This window comes from Paenibacillus alginolyticus DSM 5050 = NBRC 15375 (assembly GCF_000422905.1).
Taxonomy (GTDB): Bacteria; Bacillota; Bacilli; order Paenibacillales; family NBRC-103111; genus Paenibacillus_E; species Paenibacillus_E alginolyticus.
This window is the reverse complement of the sequence record NZ_AUGY01000025.1, coordinates 26059-42925: the sequence shown is the minus strand read 5'-3', so window position 1 is coordinate 42925 and position 16867 is coordinate 26059. Positions and strand designations below refer to the sequence as shown.

Annotated in this window: 10 protein-coding genes; all 10 read right to left on the bottom strand. The window is 45.8% G+C overall.

The features are described from left to right. Positions 1-170: 170 nt before the first annotated feature. The 10 genes from G519_RS0113270 to G519_RS0113225 all read right to left on the bottom strand — a co-directional run bounded on the left by G519_RS0113270 (position 171) and on the right by G519_RS0113225 (position 16864). On the bottom strand, positions 171-1832 hold the full coding sequence (locus G519_RS0113270) for a glycoside hydrolase family 3 protein (protein WP_029195112.1): 1662 nt from the start codon (positions 1830-1832) through the stop codon (positions 171-173). A gap of 33 nt (positions 1833-1865) precedes the next feature. Then, positions 1866-4136 carry a glycoside hydrolase family 3 C-terminal domain-containing protein gene (locus G519_RS0113265; RefSeq protein WP_029195111.1) on the bottom strand — a complete coding sequence of 757 codons (2271 nt, stop codon included), beginning with the start codon at positions 4134-4136 and terminating at the stop codon, positions 1866-1868. Positions 4137-4167: 31 nt separating this feature from the next. Then, positions 4168-5067: an alpha/beta hydrolase gene (locus G519_RS0113260; RefSeq protein ID WP_029195110.1), complete on the bottom strand. Its 900-nt coding sequence runs from the start codon at positions 5065-5067 to the stop codon at positions 4168-4170. 33 nt (positions 5068-5100) lie between these two features. Then, positions 5101-7809: a family 78 glycoside hydrolase catalytic domain gene (locus G519_RS42870; protein ID WP_051253367.1), complete on the bottom strand. Its 2709-nt coding sequence runs from the start codon at positions 7807-7809 to the stop codon at positions 5101-5103. Positions 7810-7895: 86 nt separating this feature from the next. Next, the gene (locus G519_RS0113250) at positions 7896-9416 is read right to left on the bottom strand and encodes an ABC transporter substrate-binding protein (protein WP_029195109.1); all 1521 of its coding nucleotides are present in this window, start codon (positions 9414-9416) and stop codon (positions 7896-7898) included. 83 nt (positions 9417-9499) lie between these two features. Next, on the bottom strand, positions 9500-10384 hold the full coding sequence (locus G519_RS0113245) for a carbohydrate ABC transporter permease (RefSeq protein ID WP_409372011.1): 885 nt from the start codon (positions 10382-10384) through the stop codon (positions 9500-9502). A 16-nt stretch (positions 10385-10400) separates the two neighbouring features. Continuing rightward, entirely contained in the window at positions 10401-11378 is a 978-nt protein-coding gene (locus G519_RS0113240; protein WP_051253366.1) for an ABC transporter permease, read from the bottom strand. 144 nt (positions 11379-11522) lie between these two features. After that, a complete protein-coding gene (locus G519_RS0113235) occupies positions 11523-13133 on the bottom strand; it encodes a response regulator transcription factor (RefSeq protein ID WP_036632850.1) in 1611 nt (536 codons plus the stop codon). A 1-nt stretch (position 13134) separates the two neighbouring features. Further along, positions 13135-14880 carry a sensor histidine kinase gene (locus tag G519_RS0113230; RefSeq protein ID WP_036632849.1) on the bottom strand — a complete coding sequence of 582 codons (1746 nt, stop codon included), beginning with the start codon at positions 14878-14880 and terminating at the stop codon, positions 13135-13137. A gap of 244 nt (positions 14881-15124) precedes the next feature. Further along, the gene (locus G519_RS0113225) at positions 15125-16864 is read right to left on the bottom strand and encodes a DUF5605 domain-containing protein (protein ID WP_029195104.1); all 1740 of its coding nucleotides are present in this window, start codon (positions 16862-16864) and stop codon (positions 15125-15127) included. Between the last annotated feature and the right edge of the window lie 3 nt (positions 16865-16867).

Below are 16867 nucleotides of genomic sequence, written 5' to 3'. Positions count from 1 at the left end.
TCATTTGTTTAGTCTTAACTAGTTAGACGGTATAATTCGGTATTTTATTCCAAAAATACATAGAAATGTTAGATTTTACGACAGAATTCGAAAATCTTAGTTTTCTATAAAACAACCAAAAAAACCTGCCCAAAAGGACAGGTTCCTACTCTGACTATTCAACTTTCACCTTATAACTTTGCCCACTCAAGACCGCAAAAAGCATCTACTGGAGACTCTCCAAGGAATGGCTGCTTGCCAACCAAACATCTAATAATTTCCTTCTGTACCGCCAAAGTAGCATTATATGCATTTATCATCGTAGGCATAGACGGGAGTTCATAAAGCGTGTACGGATTTCCCAACGAGATAAACATGGTCGGTACCTGTGTAGGGTACCATTTGAAGAGTCCTCCTGTCTCTTGCGGAGAGAGCCGCATGGAATTCTGCATGAATCCTGGCGATTTCTGAACAAGAAAAATAACTGCATCTATTTCGTTGCCCTCTTCTTTAACCTCATATTCCCGAACAACCGCGAAGCCTTCCTCACTCAACATCCGGGCAAACTCGTCTCCCGTTGCGGCCTTATCGGCAAAAAAGGAAGCCTCATCCGAAGCAGCTAATAGTAAAATACGCTTCTGCTTTTGCGGCGAAAGTGGTAGAAGGCCTTGGGTATCCTTAACTAACGTTACTGATTTGCTTGCAATATCCGCAGCCAGCTTCAAATGGTCAGCTGAACCTACCACGTCAAGATCCCTTTCATCCGCCTGAGTCAAATGAAGACCAAGTGACGCTTTCAGCGCCAGTATTCTTGTGATCGCCTCATTCAGCCGCTCCTCCGTGAGCACGCCATCATGGACGCCCTGAAGCATAGCCTGGAAATCTTCCTGCATATCATTCGTAAACAGGAACATGTCAACGCCAGACGTAATACATTGCGGAATGATATCTTTACGTCGGCCAAAGCTCGTCATGCCAATCATCGATGTAGCATCGGAAACGATAAGTCCGTTAAACCCAAGCTCTTCCCGCAGAAGCTTCGTGTTCAATTCGTGCGATAAGGAACCCGGTGTATGTTTAGTTCTTATGTCTGTGATTCCCAATTCTTCATAATAGCTTGGCAGCGTGATGTGTGCGCTCATGACCGTCTTGACCCCGTTCTCGATCGCCGATTTATACACACGGCCGTAGGTCTCACGCCATTCTTTCATCGTTAACGTATTATTCGTCAGCACCTTGTGCTGGTCTCGGTCATCCATGCCGTCACCAGGCCAGTGCTTCACGCAGGCAGCCATCCGATTGTTCTTCTGAATAGCATTCATAACGGGCAGCGCAGTCTGTTCCACGATATCTGGCGTATCGCCGAATGCGCGGATGTTGACGATGGGATTTTGATAGTTGTAGTTGATGTCAATGACCGGTCCGTATACCCAGTTGAACCCCATAGCGTAACCCTCAGCTTCAATGGTAGCTCCAAACGCGGTTGCTAGGTCTGGATCGTTTGCGGCAGCCAACTGCATGTTTGAAGCCAGATTCGTTCCATCGGTTGCCCCGCCTTGTCCCCCATTTTCAAGATCACCGGAAACCAGCAGCGGTACTTTACTGCGCTTTTGCAAGTCACGGATGATAGATGCCTGATGCTGCTTCGTTGCATTTGGAGAAAATCCAAACACATGGACGCCTCCTGGGTGAATACTCAGCAAATCCTTTTTAGCCCCAGTATCAAACGGAAGATCTACGGTGATGAACAGTTGGCCCACTTTTTCTTCTAAAGATAATCCACGCAGAGTCTCATTGACCCAATTAACTGCTTCATCGTCCAAGTGAAACGGTTTTGCTTTCAGATTAACCAAGCACGACTCCCCCCTTTTATCGCGTATTAGCGTTTACTTTTTTTCCGAGATAGCGTTCAAGTTTTTTAAATCGTCAGCCAACATCTCTTCGGAATATTGCCCTTGACCAAAGCCAATCATTGCGCGAAGCGGCATATATCTCATCATAGCCATCAGCATGTCTGGGTTATCGCCCAAAAGGGCGTCAAATCCAAATCTCCCGATAAACTCCTTCGCTTTATCGACTGTTAACGGATTTTCCATCAAGTCGCCTATTAGTGAGTTGCGAGTATACGTACCCGGAAGGGTAACCGTGGATTCAACCTCAATCGTTGTGCGAAGATCGATATTTCGCGAGGATTTTCCAATCAAGATGTCAAATGCCCCGGTTTCCACATGCCAATCGCCGATTTGAACGTTGTAGTAGGCAAAAGCCCTTTGATCCAAAACAAAGGTAACGGTTTGTTGTTCTCCTGGCTGCAGCTCGATTTTTTGGAAGCCTTTCAGTTCTTTTTGCGGGCGATTGACACTGCTCTTAACGTCCTTGACGTAGAGTTGAATGATTTCTTTTCCGGCATAGGCCCCTGTATTTTTTACAGTCACTTGAACGGTAACTGTCTCACTATCTTTGATCGCTGATTTATCTACACGCAGGTCGCTGTATTCGAAACTGGTATAGCTGAGGCCAAACCCGAACGGGAATAAAGGCTCAATCTCTTTGGTATCGTAATAACGGTAACCGACAAATACTCCCTCTCTATATTCCACTTTGTCGGCCTCTCCCGGGAAATTCAAGAAAGATGGGTTGTCACTTAGTTTCACAGGGAACGTTTCCGCAAGCTTACCGCTCGGATTCGCAAGGCCAAACAACAAGTCTGTTACCGCACCGCCAAAAGCTTGACCCCCTAGGTATCCTTCCAACACGGCTTTTGCTTTGTCGATCCAAGGCATTTCAACCGGCGAGCCGTTGCTCAAAATAACGATGAGGTTGCTTTGAACTTCTCCCACCGCTTCGATCAATACTCGATGATTGACGGGAATGCCCATATGCGTGCGGTCGTACCCTTCCGATTCGTAACGATCCGGCAGTCCGATAAATAGGACAGCCACATCCGCCTTCGCCGCTGTTTCCTTGGCCTCCCTTACCAAATCTGCATCGATTTCATCGCTATCCAGCTTGTAGCCTTGTGAATACATGATTTGGGCCGCATCTCCTGCGACTCTCATCATTTCTTCAAGCGCATCGTCCAGCTTGGTCGGATTGACATGGGAGCTGCCGCCGCCCTGGTAACGCGGATTCTTGGCAAATTCACCGATGACAGCAATCTTCCCTTGCTTGCGAAGCGGTAAGATACCCCCTTCATTCTTGAGAAGCACCATGCTTTCATGGGCAGCTTCTCGAGCCAAACGATGATGTGCTGCAGAATCATAAACAGCATCCGTCTTACTGCTCTCTGCAGCCTTAAAGATAAAGGTCAACATCCGTTCGACCGCAAGGTTCAGCGTTTCCTCTGAAAGGTCGCCGCTTCTTACTGCCGCAACAATCTTTGCGTCTCCAATTCCAGCGCTTGAAGGCATTTCAAGCTCCAATCCAGCCTGAAGAGATTTTACGCGTTCGTTAACTGCACCCCAGTCTGAAACTACAAAGCCTTCAAAACCCCATTCATCCCGCAAAACCTGAGTCAGCAAAAATGCGTTCTCCGAAGCATATTCACCGTTTACTTGATTGTAGGAACACATCACACTCCACGGTTGCGACAGCTTAACAGCGCCTTCAAAGCTGGCCAAATAGATTTCCCGCAGCGTTCGCTCGTCAATGACGGCATCAACGGACATCCTCCGATGCTCCTGGTTATTCGCGGCAAAATGCTTGAGCGATGTGCCAACGCCCTGACTTTGTACGCCTTTGATGTGATTGGCCGCCATTTCCGATGAAAGGTACGGATCCTCCGAAAAGTATTCGAAATTTCTGCCGCACAGAGGCGACCTTTTGATATTGGCTCCTGGCCCAAGAAGAACCGCCACGTCTTCCGCTTGGCATTCTTTCCCCAAAGCCTCGCCTACTTTGCCGATCAGCTCCCGATTCCATGAAGCGGCCATGCCCGCGGCCGATGGGAAGCAAGTAGCAGGTACACTGTTATGAAGGCCCAGGTGATCCGCGTCTTTTTTTTGTTTCCGTAAGCCGTGAGGACCGTCCGTCACCATGAGTGATGGGATCCCGAGACGCTCTATGCCCTTCGTATGCCAGAAATCCAAACCCGAGCATAAGCTTGCCTTCTCTTCAAGCGTCAATTGGGAAATTAGTTCTTGAATTTTCGAATTCATTGTTATCCCTCCAAAGGTAAATATAGTCGTTTCAAAACCGCTTACTTAACCATTTCATGGCTAAATCGACCCAAATTTCGCAATATGGATTCACATGTTCGGGCTCTGCGGCGGTCGTCTCATCACTTAATGACAAACCGTGCACCCCGTTCTCAAAGACATGCAGCTCATAGGGCACTTTATGCTTTGCTAATGCAGATGCAAGCTGTAAGGCATTGACAGCATAAACCAGTTGGTCATCAGAGGTGTGCCAAATATACGTCGGAGGCATATTTGAAGTTACAAAATTGACCGGGCTGTGTTTTTTCAGTTCTTCCGCCGTAGGGTCGGTTGTTCCAAATGCCGCTTTATTAGCGTGGGCCATTACCCCTCTTGCCACCTCGCTCGGATCCGCTTCTGATTCTTCTTTCATTAGGATATAGTCAACAAGGGGATAACCCAAAATAAGTGCGTTAGGCTTCAAGAGATCTTTATCGACTTGCAGCTTCTCCGTTAATAATTCATCCTGCCAACGCGCCCCCAAGCTAGCTGCCAAATGACCGCCCGCTGAAAAACCGCATACAGCGATTTTATCTATATCAATGAACCATTCGGATGCCCGCTGCCTCACAGTTAGAATCGCTTTTGCCAAATCAAACAACGGCTGCGGATGCATGGAATGTTCATTTCCTGGCGGAAGGTTCTGAAAGTCTGGTTTACTAGTATAATGCGTCGTATAACGAAGCACGAAGACATGATAGCCTTGCGCGGCATAACGCATGGCAACGGGTTCCGCCTCTCTGTCCGAAGTCCATAGATATCCGCCTCCGGGACATACAATGACTGCCGGACGATACAGATTCATTTTGAATTCCTGAGAATTATCAAGAATATAGGCAGTTATGTGAGCGTTATTATTTTCATCCCAAAGTTGAATGTTTTCTACATGCATACCATCACTCCCCAATCTGTCAATTGAACCTATTTACCCAAATACAAACGGCTTTACTTTCGGAAGCGGCGGAACAGGCTGTGTCAACATATAGCTGAAGCTGTATTGACCGGAGCCTGCTTCCAAGCTTACACCCATGTCCGTAACCTCAACATTGCATATGCCTGTTGTCTGCATGAGAGCTGTTCCGCTTTCGGTCACACCATCCGCTGGAGCGTAAGGGAGGCGAATTTCAGCCGTTGTGTTCGGCGGAATCACCACCTGAATGTCTAATCGTTCACCATCCGATTTCGTCCAGCGGCAGCTGACCTCTCCGTACATCGTGTCGATACGCCCCTCTGCCCATGTCAGGCCATCACCAGGCATCGGGCGAATGACTACCCTTTTATAACCAGGATTCCTCTCATCCGTATCAATTCCAGCAACAACACGGTAAAGCCAGTCTCCAATGGCTCCGTAAGCATAATGGTTAAATGAGTTCATATCCGGGCTCCAAAAACTGCCGTCCGGCTTAATCCCATCCCAGTGCTCCCAGATGGTCGTGGCGCCTTTGGTCACTTGATACAGCCAGGACGGATAATCCTGCTGAAGTAACAGCTTATACGCGAATTCCGATTTACCGTTATCGCTCAGTACGTGGTTCAAATAAGGAGTGCCGACAAATCCGGTAGTAAGATGAAACTTCTCCTCTTCGAGCAATTCCAGCAGCTTGTGGACGGCACGTTCCTTGGCCTCGCCTTCGACAAGTCCAAACATAAGGGACAGCACCTGCCCTGTCTGAGTAGGCACAGATAAACGACCCGTAGGTGTGACGAACTCCTGCGTAAAAGCATCGAGAATGCCAGTATGCAGGTCTGCATAACGTCCCGCTTCCTCTGATCTACCCAGCACCGCGGCTGCTTTCTGCACCAACGACACGGAATAGGCATAGTATGCTGTTGCGACAAAATCTCGCGCCGTAGCCCCTATATAGCTGTCTGGCCGAGAATCCAAAGCAAGCCAATCCCCGAAATGAAAGCCGGAATTCCACAAATATTCGTTGTCGCCCTGACGTCTGATGAATTCTACCCAGGCTTTCATACTGTCGTATTGTTCTTCCAACACTCGCTTATCTCCATAACATAAATAGAGTGTCCATGGAATAATGACCGCTGCATCTCCCCAAGCAGAAGCAGACTGCGCCTTCTCACTCAAAATATTGGGAACCACAAACGGCACGCCTCCATCGAGCTCCGCCTGCTCGACTTTCAAATCATGAAGCCACTTCCGGAAGAAAGGTACGACATTCGACAAATAGGCGGACGTACGAGCAAACACCTGTGCATCCCCTGTCCAACCCAGCCTCTCGTCTCTTTGCGGGCAGTCCGTAGGAACATCCAGAAAATTGCCTTTCAGCCCCCACCGAATATTATGCTGAAGCTGGTTGACAAGCGGGTCGGAGCATGTGAACTCTCCCGTTGTTTCCATATCTGAATGCAGCACGATACCTGTAAAATCTTCAAGACGGATCGGTTCCGGAAACCCGACAAGTCTGATATACCGGAAACCTTGGAAAGTAAAATGAGGTTCGAAAGTTTCTCTCTCTCCTCCTTTGAGCACATAGCGGATCGTTTGCTTCGCTTTACGGATGTTGTCCAAGTAGAAGTTGCCTTCATGATCCAATATTTCGGCATGATGGATGCTGACCTCCTGACCAGCGTCTCCCTGCACGGTAAATTGGATCCATCCGACCATATTTTGACCCATGTCGATGACAGTTTCGCCCTTGGGGGTCGTGATGAGCTCGATAGGTTGGATGCTCTCGATTTTACGTACGGGCACGTTCTCCTGTGCCACCAAAACATCTTTGCTTTGTTCGATCACATCGACAGGGTGCCATCCGCCGTCATCATAATCTCCATGGCTCCAATTGGACCGCTCCAACCGCGCATCGTACGTTTCACCGTCATAGATTTCCGACATCAAGATCGGACTTCCTGATACTTTCCAACGGTTATCAGAAACGATAACCTCTTGCCTTCCATCCGCATAATCAATGTGGATTTGTACCAAAAGTGCAGTCCGGTTTCCGAAATGCTCGTTTTTCCCGTCCCAGCCAAGAACGCCTTTATACCAGCCGCTGCCCAATAAGGCGCCAATTCCGTTCTTGCCGCTCCTAAGCAGTTCCGTAACATCATAAGTTTGGTATTGAAGGCGATGCTTATAGCTGGTCCATCCCGGAGCAAAATAGTGGTCCCCTACTCGTTTCCCATTCAACTCTAATTCATAAATGCCAAGTGCTGAGGCGTAGACACGGGCCGCACTTACTTCTCCATCAATGAGAAAATCCCGTCGAAACATTGGAACTTGATCGGCGCCCGCTGGGAGCGCTGCTGCGGGAGCACTGATCCATTCGGCCGACCACTCCGAAGAATCTATGAATCCGGTTTCAAAGATAGCCTGATCAGACCAGCCAGAACTAAGTCCATGCTGGTTCCAAGCTTGAACGCGGTAGTGATACCTTTTGCGCGAAGCTGTTTGAAGCCCTTTTAATTCCACATGGACGGATTGATCTGAATCCACTTTCCCAGTGTCCCAAACCGACCGCTGAAAATCCGCATCTTCTGCCACTTCAATGCGGTAAGCCGATTGCATCGCTGCTCGTTCAGAGGATTGCAACCGCCAGCTAATCCTTGGAGTCTTTTGTTCTAACCCAATCGGATTCACTTGATATTCACAACGAAGATCCTTTATTTTAAACATGACGTTGAAACCTCCTGCTCTGAATGCACGATCAATTTAAGAAAAACCGTACCCCACCTGTTGTAGAGTACGGTTCAAGTTCATCCTTATTTACCTGCGGTTTTAGCCCAAGCATCAATTTGCTTTTGTTTCTCAGCGATGATCTTGTCAAGACCGGCCGTTTTGAGCTTTGCATTGAATTCGGCAGTCAGTGCTGGATCTAACGTACCGCTTTCCAGGCCTACTTTATATTGATTGATCACGTTAGTCGCAGCAGCAAGTTCTGTTTTAACCGGATCCACGTTAAATGTGAAGCCGACTGCTTTCGACTTAATGGCCTTGTCGTTGTGCGCTTTTGTCAAATCCCAAATTTTCGGATCTGTACCTTCCCAAACGTAAGTCAGGAAGTTATTGCCGACTTCCCATTGGTTGAATTGGTAACCGCTTTGCTTGACGCCATCTGGTAGCGTAATGATGTTATCCGCTTTTTTCACATAGTGTTTACCTTCAATACCCAGGGAGACCAAGTTGGCAATGTCCTTGTCGGTGTACATCATGTTCAAGAATTGCATAGCTCTCTCAGGGTCTTGACTGTTCTTCGTGATTGACATCATGAAACCTGTGATCGATACGGAAGTTTGCAAAGGTTTCGTCAAACGAACAGCAACCATGTCTTTTCCGGACAAATTCTTTTCCTGCTGTTCAAAGCCAGGCTTCATATTCGATGTATAAGAGAACGCCTTGCCCGCTTTGACCAAGTTAACTCCTGTTTCTTGCGAAGTAGCGATATCTTTTAAAATATAACCTGCTTGATACCATTTACGAGCTAATGCAACAGCATCTGTAAATTCCTTCGTTTCGAACAGATTCACGATTTTGGTGCTGTTCCCCGGATCGGCAAGTACACCCAGGTTGTCCCCTAATGTATCCACGATAGAGTTGTACATATTCGTTCCCGGCATATTATTGTTTGTTTGCTGAACCAATGGCGCTAGTCCTGGCTCGTTCTCTTTGATCGTTTGGAACACAGGGTCCAGATCCGCCCAAGTTTTGATTTTGCTCAAATCAATCTTGTACTTGTCCACCAAATCTTTTCTCATAATGATGCCATTATCGGAGCCAATGTCCCTCAAGCTTGGAACCCCATATACTTTACCGTCGATCTTGGATCCATTAATCAAATCCATTCCCACCGTATCTACAAGACCTTTTCCATGTTTCTTAAGCAAATCGTCTAATGGCTCTAATTGACCTTTAGCGACTTGGCTGCCAAAGTTGCCAATGATAGAGGAAGAGACCATCAGATCAAGCTTCTCGCTTCCTGCCAGCATCAGATTCATTTGTTGTGTCCAAGCGGAAATGCTGATTGGCACCAGCTTAACGGTTGCATTGATTTTTTCTTTGGTAATTTTGCTGATTGCCTCAGCCACGAGATTCGTGTCCGGCATATCATTCAGTTGTATATACGCCATTGTGATTTCATATGGCTTGGAATTCGCAGGCTTAGCGCTATCTGTCGCTGCTTTATTCCCATCATCGCTAGTGCTGCTGCCGCAAGCTGAAAGCAAGGTCGACGTTGCTAGAACAACACTTAATAATCCACTAGCTCTTTTCCATTTCTTTTCCATGGTTCATAATCCCCCTAATGTATATGAATAGTGGTTGATCTATACTAATCGAATCCAATGGGATTCAAGAGTAGCCTCGGTCGTTAACCTTTTACAGCACCAAGCGTGAGACCTTTGACAAAAAATTTCTGGAAGAATGGATAGGCGCAGAAGATCGGAACGATTCCGATAACAGCTATAGCCATGCGAACCGAATCTGTCGGTATGTTCGAAGAAGCTTGTGAAGCATTGGTCATGCTGCTCTTCTGAAGGAACTGAATATCGCTCAGCATCCGATTCAGCATATTTTGAATACTAAAGAGCTTGCTGTCGGTTACAAAGATCAATCCGTTAAACCAATCGTTCCAATAGGATATACCCAGCATCAGTCCAATGGTAGCCAGAATCGGTAGCGATAAAGGGAGCACGATACGGTAAAAAATCTTGAATTCGGAAGCGCCGTCAATATACGCCGATTCAATAATCGCTGCTGGAATCGAAGTGCTGAAGAACGTTCGGATTAGTAAAATGTAAAAGCCGTTCGTCAGCAATCCAGGGATGATAAGCGCCCAAATCGTATTTTTAATATGGAAAAATTCCGTGTAAATCAGATAGGTCGACACAAGTCCGCCGTTAAAGAGCAGCGTGAAAAATACGAGAAACGACATCACTTTACGAAGCGGCATATCACTGCGTGACAAAGGATAGGCGAGCATCGTCGAGATAGCCAAGCCCACGGCCGTCCCGAAGATCGTAATGAAAACCGTGATGCCATAAGCCCGAAACAACGAAGCTGAGCTCTTCATCATATACTTGTACGCTTCTAGACTAAACACACTTGGCAAGAGTGAATAACCTTCGTTGATAATTGCTTTCTGATCGGTAAAGGAGGCCATAACAAGCAGGACAAACGGGAAAATGCTGGCACAGGCCATAAGAATAAAGATCAGGTTAACCGCGTATTGATTCATGTGATTCGATTTCATGATAGCACGCTCCTTTCTTTTAGAATAAAGCTTGTTCCGGGCTTTTGCGGCGAATGATAAAGTTGGATACTAGCACCAGTACGAATCCCACGACTGACTGGTAAAATCCTGCCGCTGAAGACATTCCGATGTCGCCAAGCGTCATTAACCCTCGGTATACATACGTGTCGATAACATCCGTCGTTGGTTGTAATGGGCCTGAATTTAAAGGCACCTGATAGAACAAACCGAAATCAGAGTAGAAGATGCGTCCAATGCTTAACAATGCCATGATAATAATTGCCGGTGATAGAAGCGGTAGCGTTATCGTGCGGATTTGCTGCCATTTGTTCGCGCCGTCTAGCGTCGCTGCCTCATAATATTCGTTATCGATCCCAACAATGGCTGCCAAGAAGATGATACATAAGTAACCCACATTCTTCCAAATGTTAACCAGTGTTAAGATGTATGGCCAATATTTAGGTTCTGAATACCAGGAGATAGGCTCGATTCCGAAAAGCGGTAAAATATGATGATTGAGGAATCCGTTCTCTCCATTCAACATGGCAAGTGCCAAATATCCAACGATAACCATGGAGATCAGATACGGCAATAGAATAATACTCTGGTAAAAACGGGACATAAACCGATTTTTCACTTCATTCAGTAAAATAGCTACAGCCACGGCCAGAGCCAAATTGATGATAATGAAGAGCCCATTGTACAGTATCGTATTTCGGGTAATGACCCAGGCATCAGCGGTTTTAAACAAATATTCGAAATTTTTGAGACCAGCCCAATCACTTCCAAATATCCCCTTGCGGTAGTTGATATTTTTAAAGGCAATCACAATCCCAAACATAGGGAGATAATTATTAATAATCAAATAAATCATACCAGGCAAGACCATTAAAAATAGCGCACGGTAGCGTTTAAACGTTTTCAACGTCTTCTGCAGCGTACCCGTCTTCCTTACAACCTTAGCGTTTTCATATAAAACTTCTGCTTTGGTGTTCATCCGGTGTCAACTCCTTCTCTTTATAGCTTTAGTATAGAAGAAGTTAAACTAGGCTGCTCACCACGAATACGACTTTATACTTTAGGTATTCCGACATTTTCGTAAAAAAAAGACTCCACGCCTATGTGTTAGCGCAGAGTCTTTCTATCTTTTCTCAAACTGCTTTCTATATTCATTAGGATTCATACTTACAGCTTTCTTGAAAAGCGTCGAGAAGTAAGAAACATTCGAATAGCCCGCTAATAGCGCTACATCGATAATGGATTTATCCGAGCCTGTAAGCAAATCCTTGGCATATTGGATCCGCTGCTGCTGCAAATAGTCGGAAATGGATAAGCCCGTTTCCTTTTTGAACACCCGTGTCAAATAATCCGGATTTAAAAATACGTGTGCCGCGATAACGTCCCTGGATAATTCCGAAACGGAAATATGAGCCGCAACGTACTGTTTCACCTTTTCAACAACAGACATGCCCCCTTCCGTCGAATGGATCTGATTCATAGCCACCTCGATGACGTATTGCACCCATTCTTCCAAAGCGGTAATAGATCTCAGTACTAATTCCGGCTTTTCCGTAAATAGATTAGCTGCAAACACTTTATTCGCATGTAATCCTTTCATCTGAAGAACGAAGAAAAGCATTTGGAGAAAATCCTGATAGAAGCTGTGCAAGAGCGGAGCCCCAATTCCTTCTCTGGTCTCCCTTAATGATTTGAACAATAACTTAACTTCGGTTTGCAGCTTTTCCTTTGACCCCTGCTTCATCCACTCTGCCCAGTCATTCAAAGATGGAAGCTCTATCCTGCACTCCCCTTTTCGCACATCCCAAAGCACAATGGTTTCATTAACCATAGAGACATTGTCTCGATCCAAATCGTCCATTCTACGCACCATAGGTACGACTTCATGAAGTGAGGCGGGTTCGCTGATGTAACAGCATAGATCACAGTAAAAGTATTGATGGCAAGATTGAACATATTCCTCGCATACCTCTCGAAGCTCCTTCATTTGATGTTGGCGTTCGTAAGGAACCATGATCAGCAGACATCCATTATCTGGAGAAATAATCGCTGTATGCTGGTTGTTTCGCGTAATCTTCTCTTCCGCGGCATTCCTCAAAGCATATTCCATAATTCGTTCATCCCGCTGATTCAGATTCTTATGCCAACGCCTAACGCGAATCATAATCAGCACAAACCGCATGGAATCCAAAGACAATAGATTATACTTTTGAAGATGCTCCGTTATTTTATCCTTGGTGGAGGGAATCGTTTGTTGGATCAAATCCTGCCAAAAGCGTTCTTTCATCAAGGGCTGATGGGACTCCCACAGCTGGTAATAATGCTTATAGGTTTCTTCGAAAGAAAGAAGCTCCTGATCTTTTTTTATTTTGACCAAAACCTTCAGGATCACGTCCTCAAGCTCCTCGTAATCTACAGGCTTCAGCAAGTACTCGAAGCTGTCCAACTGGATCGCACGCTTCGCATACGAGAAATCGGAATGACACGTTAGAAATATCGTCTCTGTTCGGGGATAATGCTCTCTGACCCAGCTCAATAAATCCATGCCGGAACCCTGGGGCATTTCGATATCGCAGATCATCAAATCGATCGGAGATGTAGCATAGATCTCCTGTGCCTGCTTCATACTATGGGCCGTATACACCGTAGAAATACGGAGCTTATCCCAATCTACGCCAGCCTGTAATCCTCTCACTGCGTGCACTTCGTCGTCGACGATTAACACCTGAACCATTTTACTCACCTCCTATTGGTGGAACATCTGCCGGTATGCGGATTCGCACGCACGCGCCTTTGCCGACTTCATTATAGAAATCAATAGCGGCTTTATCGGAATACAACAAGTGTAGTCTACGTTTGACATTCCAGATCCCGATGTGCTCCCCCTCCTCACTAGTCAAATCCATATTGCTTTGCAATAATTCCAAAATAGGATCCGGAAAGCCTGCTCCTGTATCCTCAATATGAATAACCACCCATTGATTCTCTTCGTCTTCCTCCGTATTCACCCGGATATCAATCCGAATCTGTTCATCCATATTAACAGCATGTTTAATGGCATTTTCCACCATCGTCTGAATGACAAGCGGAGGAATTTGCAGCGAAAGAACAACATCTGGGGCTTCGATCTGATACGATAAAATCCCCGGAAATCGAAGCTCTTGAATACGCAAATAGTTCTGGGTATGAAGCAGTTCATCCTTGAGTGTTACCAAATAGGAATTACTTCGGAACATAAACCGGAAGTAAGCAACAAGACACTTCGTCATCTCCTGGATTAATTTGAAATCCTTTACCGTTGCCAAGTTGTAGACGATGTTCAGTGAATTCAAAAAGAAGTGCGGGTTGATCTGAAGCTGTAGATGCTTAAGTTCCGCATGCTGATGCATTAATTTTTCTTCATAGACGTTAATTTTCAAATGTTGAATCTCAGTGATCATCCGGTTGTAAGTTTCATTCATCATACTAAACTCGGTAGAGGTCGGATAATGCTCGATTTGCGAATTCCAACGTCCATCGCCTAATTTTCTCATCGCCAGAATGATTCGATTGATTGGCAGCAAGAACACTTTTCTCATGTAAAAGACAAATATCAGCAGAAATACGATGGCTCCAATCGATATGATGGAAGAAATACGTTGTAGATAAGGTAGTTTTTCCAAAGCCGTTTCCTCGGGAATTAAGGCGAATAAATAAAAGTTTCCTTTCTTCGACGGTTCCCCCATAACTAAATAATCCGCATTCGTTCCCGAGAGTGTGTAAGCCTGATTGGTTAGTGCTAAATGAATGCCTTTCTGGGCAATTAATTCTCCGTGACTCATGGGTTCTAGTCGTTCCGAGGTTAAAAGCGCTGCACCATTAGATCCCAGGTCAATGAGTTGAAGAGGGATCATCAGCTTCTTTGCATCTACCCATGCCCCAACATAGACATCACCGGTTTTTATCACATGATAGACATAATGGTTTCCATCCGATTGCCAAGTATACCATCGATAAACATTTGGAGTCACCGAGCTATCCTGCAGCATCTTTACAATTTCATTTGCCACCTGGTTACGTTCATCAAAGCTGCTTCCGAAACCTTGCGTCATAAGCAAATCTTTGTTTAGGCTGGAATATATAAAGAACGAATCGATTCCCTTATAATAGCTGACACTGTTGTTGATTGTTTGAAATAAACGAAGTTTAGCTTTCATGTAATTATTTTCGTTCGCAATCCTGTCCGTATCCAAATCAAGTAAATCCAAATTCGTTTGTGATAAGTTGATCAAAAAGTTGTCCACTTCCTGCAAATTGCGGTCGATTTGCCCCATATATAAGCTCAGCATGTTTTTATTCGACTGGGCTACTTGGTTGCGAACGACTTGAGCCGAGTAATGGTTGATTATAAGCAGAACGATGATAAGTGGAACAATCGTGAATAATAATCCAGAGAAAAGCTTGAAACGTAAGGAGTTCAGCCATAATTTCAATTTTCGCATGAAGACGCTCTCCTCTATAAGGTGTAAGGTCTCCCTATTGTACAACGAAGACAGGAACAAAATCACCCTGTTATGTAACTTCTTTCATCAAGGATAAACGACTCCGTCGTCCTTTTGGGACGATCGCGTTTGTCAAGACTGATGACGCGAAGTGTAATAAAACTTATACTTTATTATCTACTGAGAAAAAATGACATACCAAACTGTTGCCAGCTTGCATGTCATTATTGTTGTCACTCAATCTTTATATCTTCCTAAATCTAACGGCAATATACGATGTCCCAGGCAGCTCGATCCGGAAGTCTCCCTCATAAGTCCCAGACTGCTCATTGATGGTCATATTCCAAGTGTCGATGACATCCACTTTATATTGGATGCCGGGCTTCATGCTGTACTTCCTGAAACTGGGTTGGTTAAAACCATAGTAGTACAAGTAATACTCATCGGGAACGCCTGCTGACGGAACATCCCACTCGGACTTTAACGGATTCAGGCCTTCTGTAGGTCCCTCTTCCATGATTTTTCGTAGGAAGCCGATACGTTCAGGGCTGCTTCCGTACAGTTTCCCACCCTTGGACCACCAAAGGATGTCCTCGTCATGCAAATAGGTTTCACCGTGACCGACATAGCCGCCTCTTACGGCGCCTTCCCAGAAGCGGCGCACCATTTCCTGTCCGGAAATGTTCCCCCAGCCCTGATCAATATTACCTTCATACGCGCATTCGTCTATAACAATCGGCTTCTGCCACTGCTCCCGCCATTCGTTGGTATTTTCCGCAGTTCGATAAACATCGACCCGCTGGATGCTGCAGTGAGTTATCCAAGGCCGACTGTAATCGTAGAATCCGAAACAATTGTGAATGGAGATTAAATGATGATTCGGATCATTCTCCGTTACGATCTTAGCGATGCGTTCCCAATCCTCCGTCTCCTTCTTCCACATCAAATCGTACTCATTGGCGAGTGACCACCAAACATGACGATAAGCCGATAAGCGGGCTGTCAGATAACGCAGGTAACGGTCATCTTGGGACTTGGACATTTCGGAGAAGCCCCAACGGTCATACCCATGGAATAAAATCAAGTCTGCTTCGATGCCAAGCTTCCCGAGGTCAGCGATTCTATTTTCCAAGTGCTGAAAGAAGGCCGGATTGAATCGCGTATAATCCCAACTTTCAGGGGCGGAACCCTCGTAAGGGTAATACACCGGCTCATTCGCGTTGAACTGATAGGATTTTGGGAAAACACACATACGCATCTTATTAAAAGGGGCGGATTTTAGCGTAGCTAGCGTCTCTTCCTCCAACTCATCGCCTTGATGAGTCCAGACGTAACTTGTGGTACCGACTGGAATATAAGGCGTCCCGTCTTCATAAGCGAAATGGAAGGTATTCTTGACCCGTACCGGTCCATGGTTCCCATCAGTTGGGGCTGTACATATAAATTTTCCTGTCAGTCCACTAAGGGAGCGCGCATTGCTATTGGTGCTGTACGTCCACGTTCCTTCCACATCCGGCATAAAACGGATCCGATAAATACCTTGACCGTCATAAAAGCCTAGGGTTCTAACAACTCGGCCTTCAAAGCTGAATTCAGCCTCCAAGCTTACATCCACGAACGGATTGCCGTGCTGCGGCCCTTGAAGCGTTAGCTCGTAGACGCCCCATTTTTCGATTTGATCGGGTGCTTTGGTTGTCGCTGACCCCAAAGCTACAGTGTCGTTCTCATAATCGACGGTTGGAGTGATATCTTCATCCGTTTCTGCTTCAACTTCGATTAGGGACAACTCTGTGAGGATTGTCTCCATCAATTCCGGTGCTATTATCCAAGCTGGATTGAACGCATTGTACGATGGTAACGTATTTTTCTTAATGAACGAAAGAAATGGGGAATCCTTGAGATGAGGTAAATATTTCAACAACACGGCTCGACCTGCTGGACTCGCCCAAATTTGACCTATCTTCGACTCTTCATTAAATGTCATTGT

Coding starts and splice junctions, on each gene's coding strand:
- G519_RS0113240 (WP_051253366.1), bottom strand. CDS start 11,378: ATGAACACCAAAGCAGAAGTTTTATATGAAAACGCTAAGGTTGTAAGG.
- G519_RS0113230 (WP_036632849.1), bottom strand. CDS start 14,880: ATGCGAAAATTGAAATTATGGCTGAACTCCTTACGTTTCAAGCTTTTC.
- G519_RS0113235 (WP_036632850.1), bottom strand. CDS start 13,133: ATGGTTCAGGTGTTAATCGTCGACGACGAAGTGCACGCAGTGAGAGGA.
- G519_RS0113250 (WP_029195109.1), bottom strand. CDS start 9,416: ATGGAAAAGAAATGGAAAAGAGCTAGTGGATTATTAAGTGTTGTTCTA.
- G519_RS0113265 (WP_029195111.1), bottom strand. CDS start 4,136: ATGAATTCGAAAATTCAAGAACTAATTTCCCAATTGACGCTTGAAGAG.
- G519_RS0113225 (WP_029195104.1), bottom strand. CDS start 16,864: ATGACATTTAATGAAGAGTCGAAGATAGGTCAAATTTGGGCGAGTCCA.
- G519_RS0113260 (WP_029195110.1), bottom strand. CDS start 5,067: ATGCATGTAGAAAACATTCAACTTTGGGATGAAAATAATAACGCTCAC.
- G519_RS42870 (WP_051253367.1), bottom strand. CDS start 7,809: ATGTTTAAAATAAAGGATCTTCGTTGTGAATATCAAGTGAATCCGATT.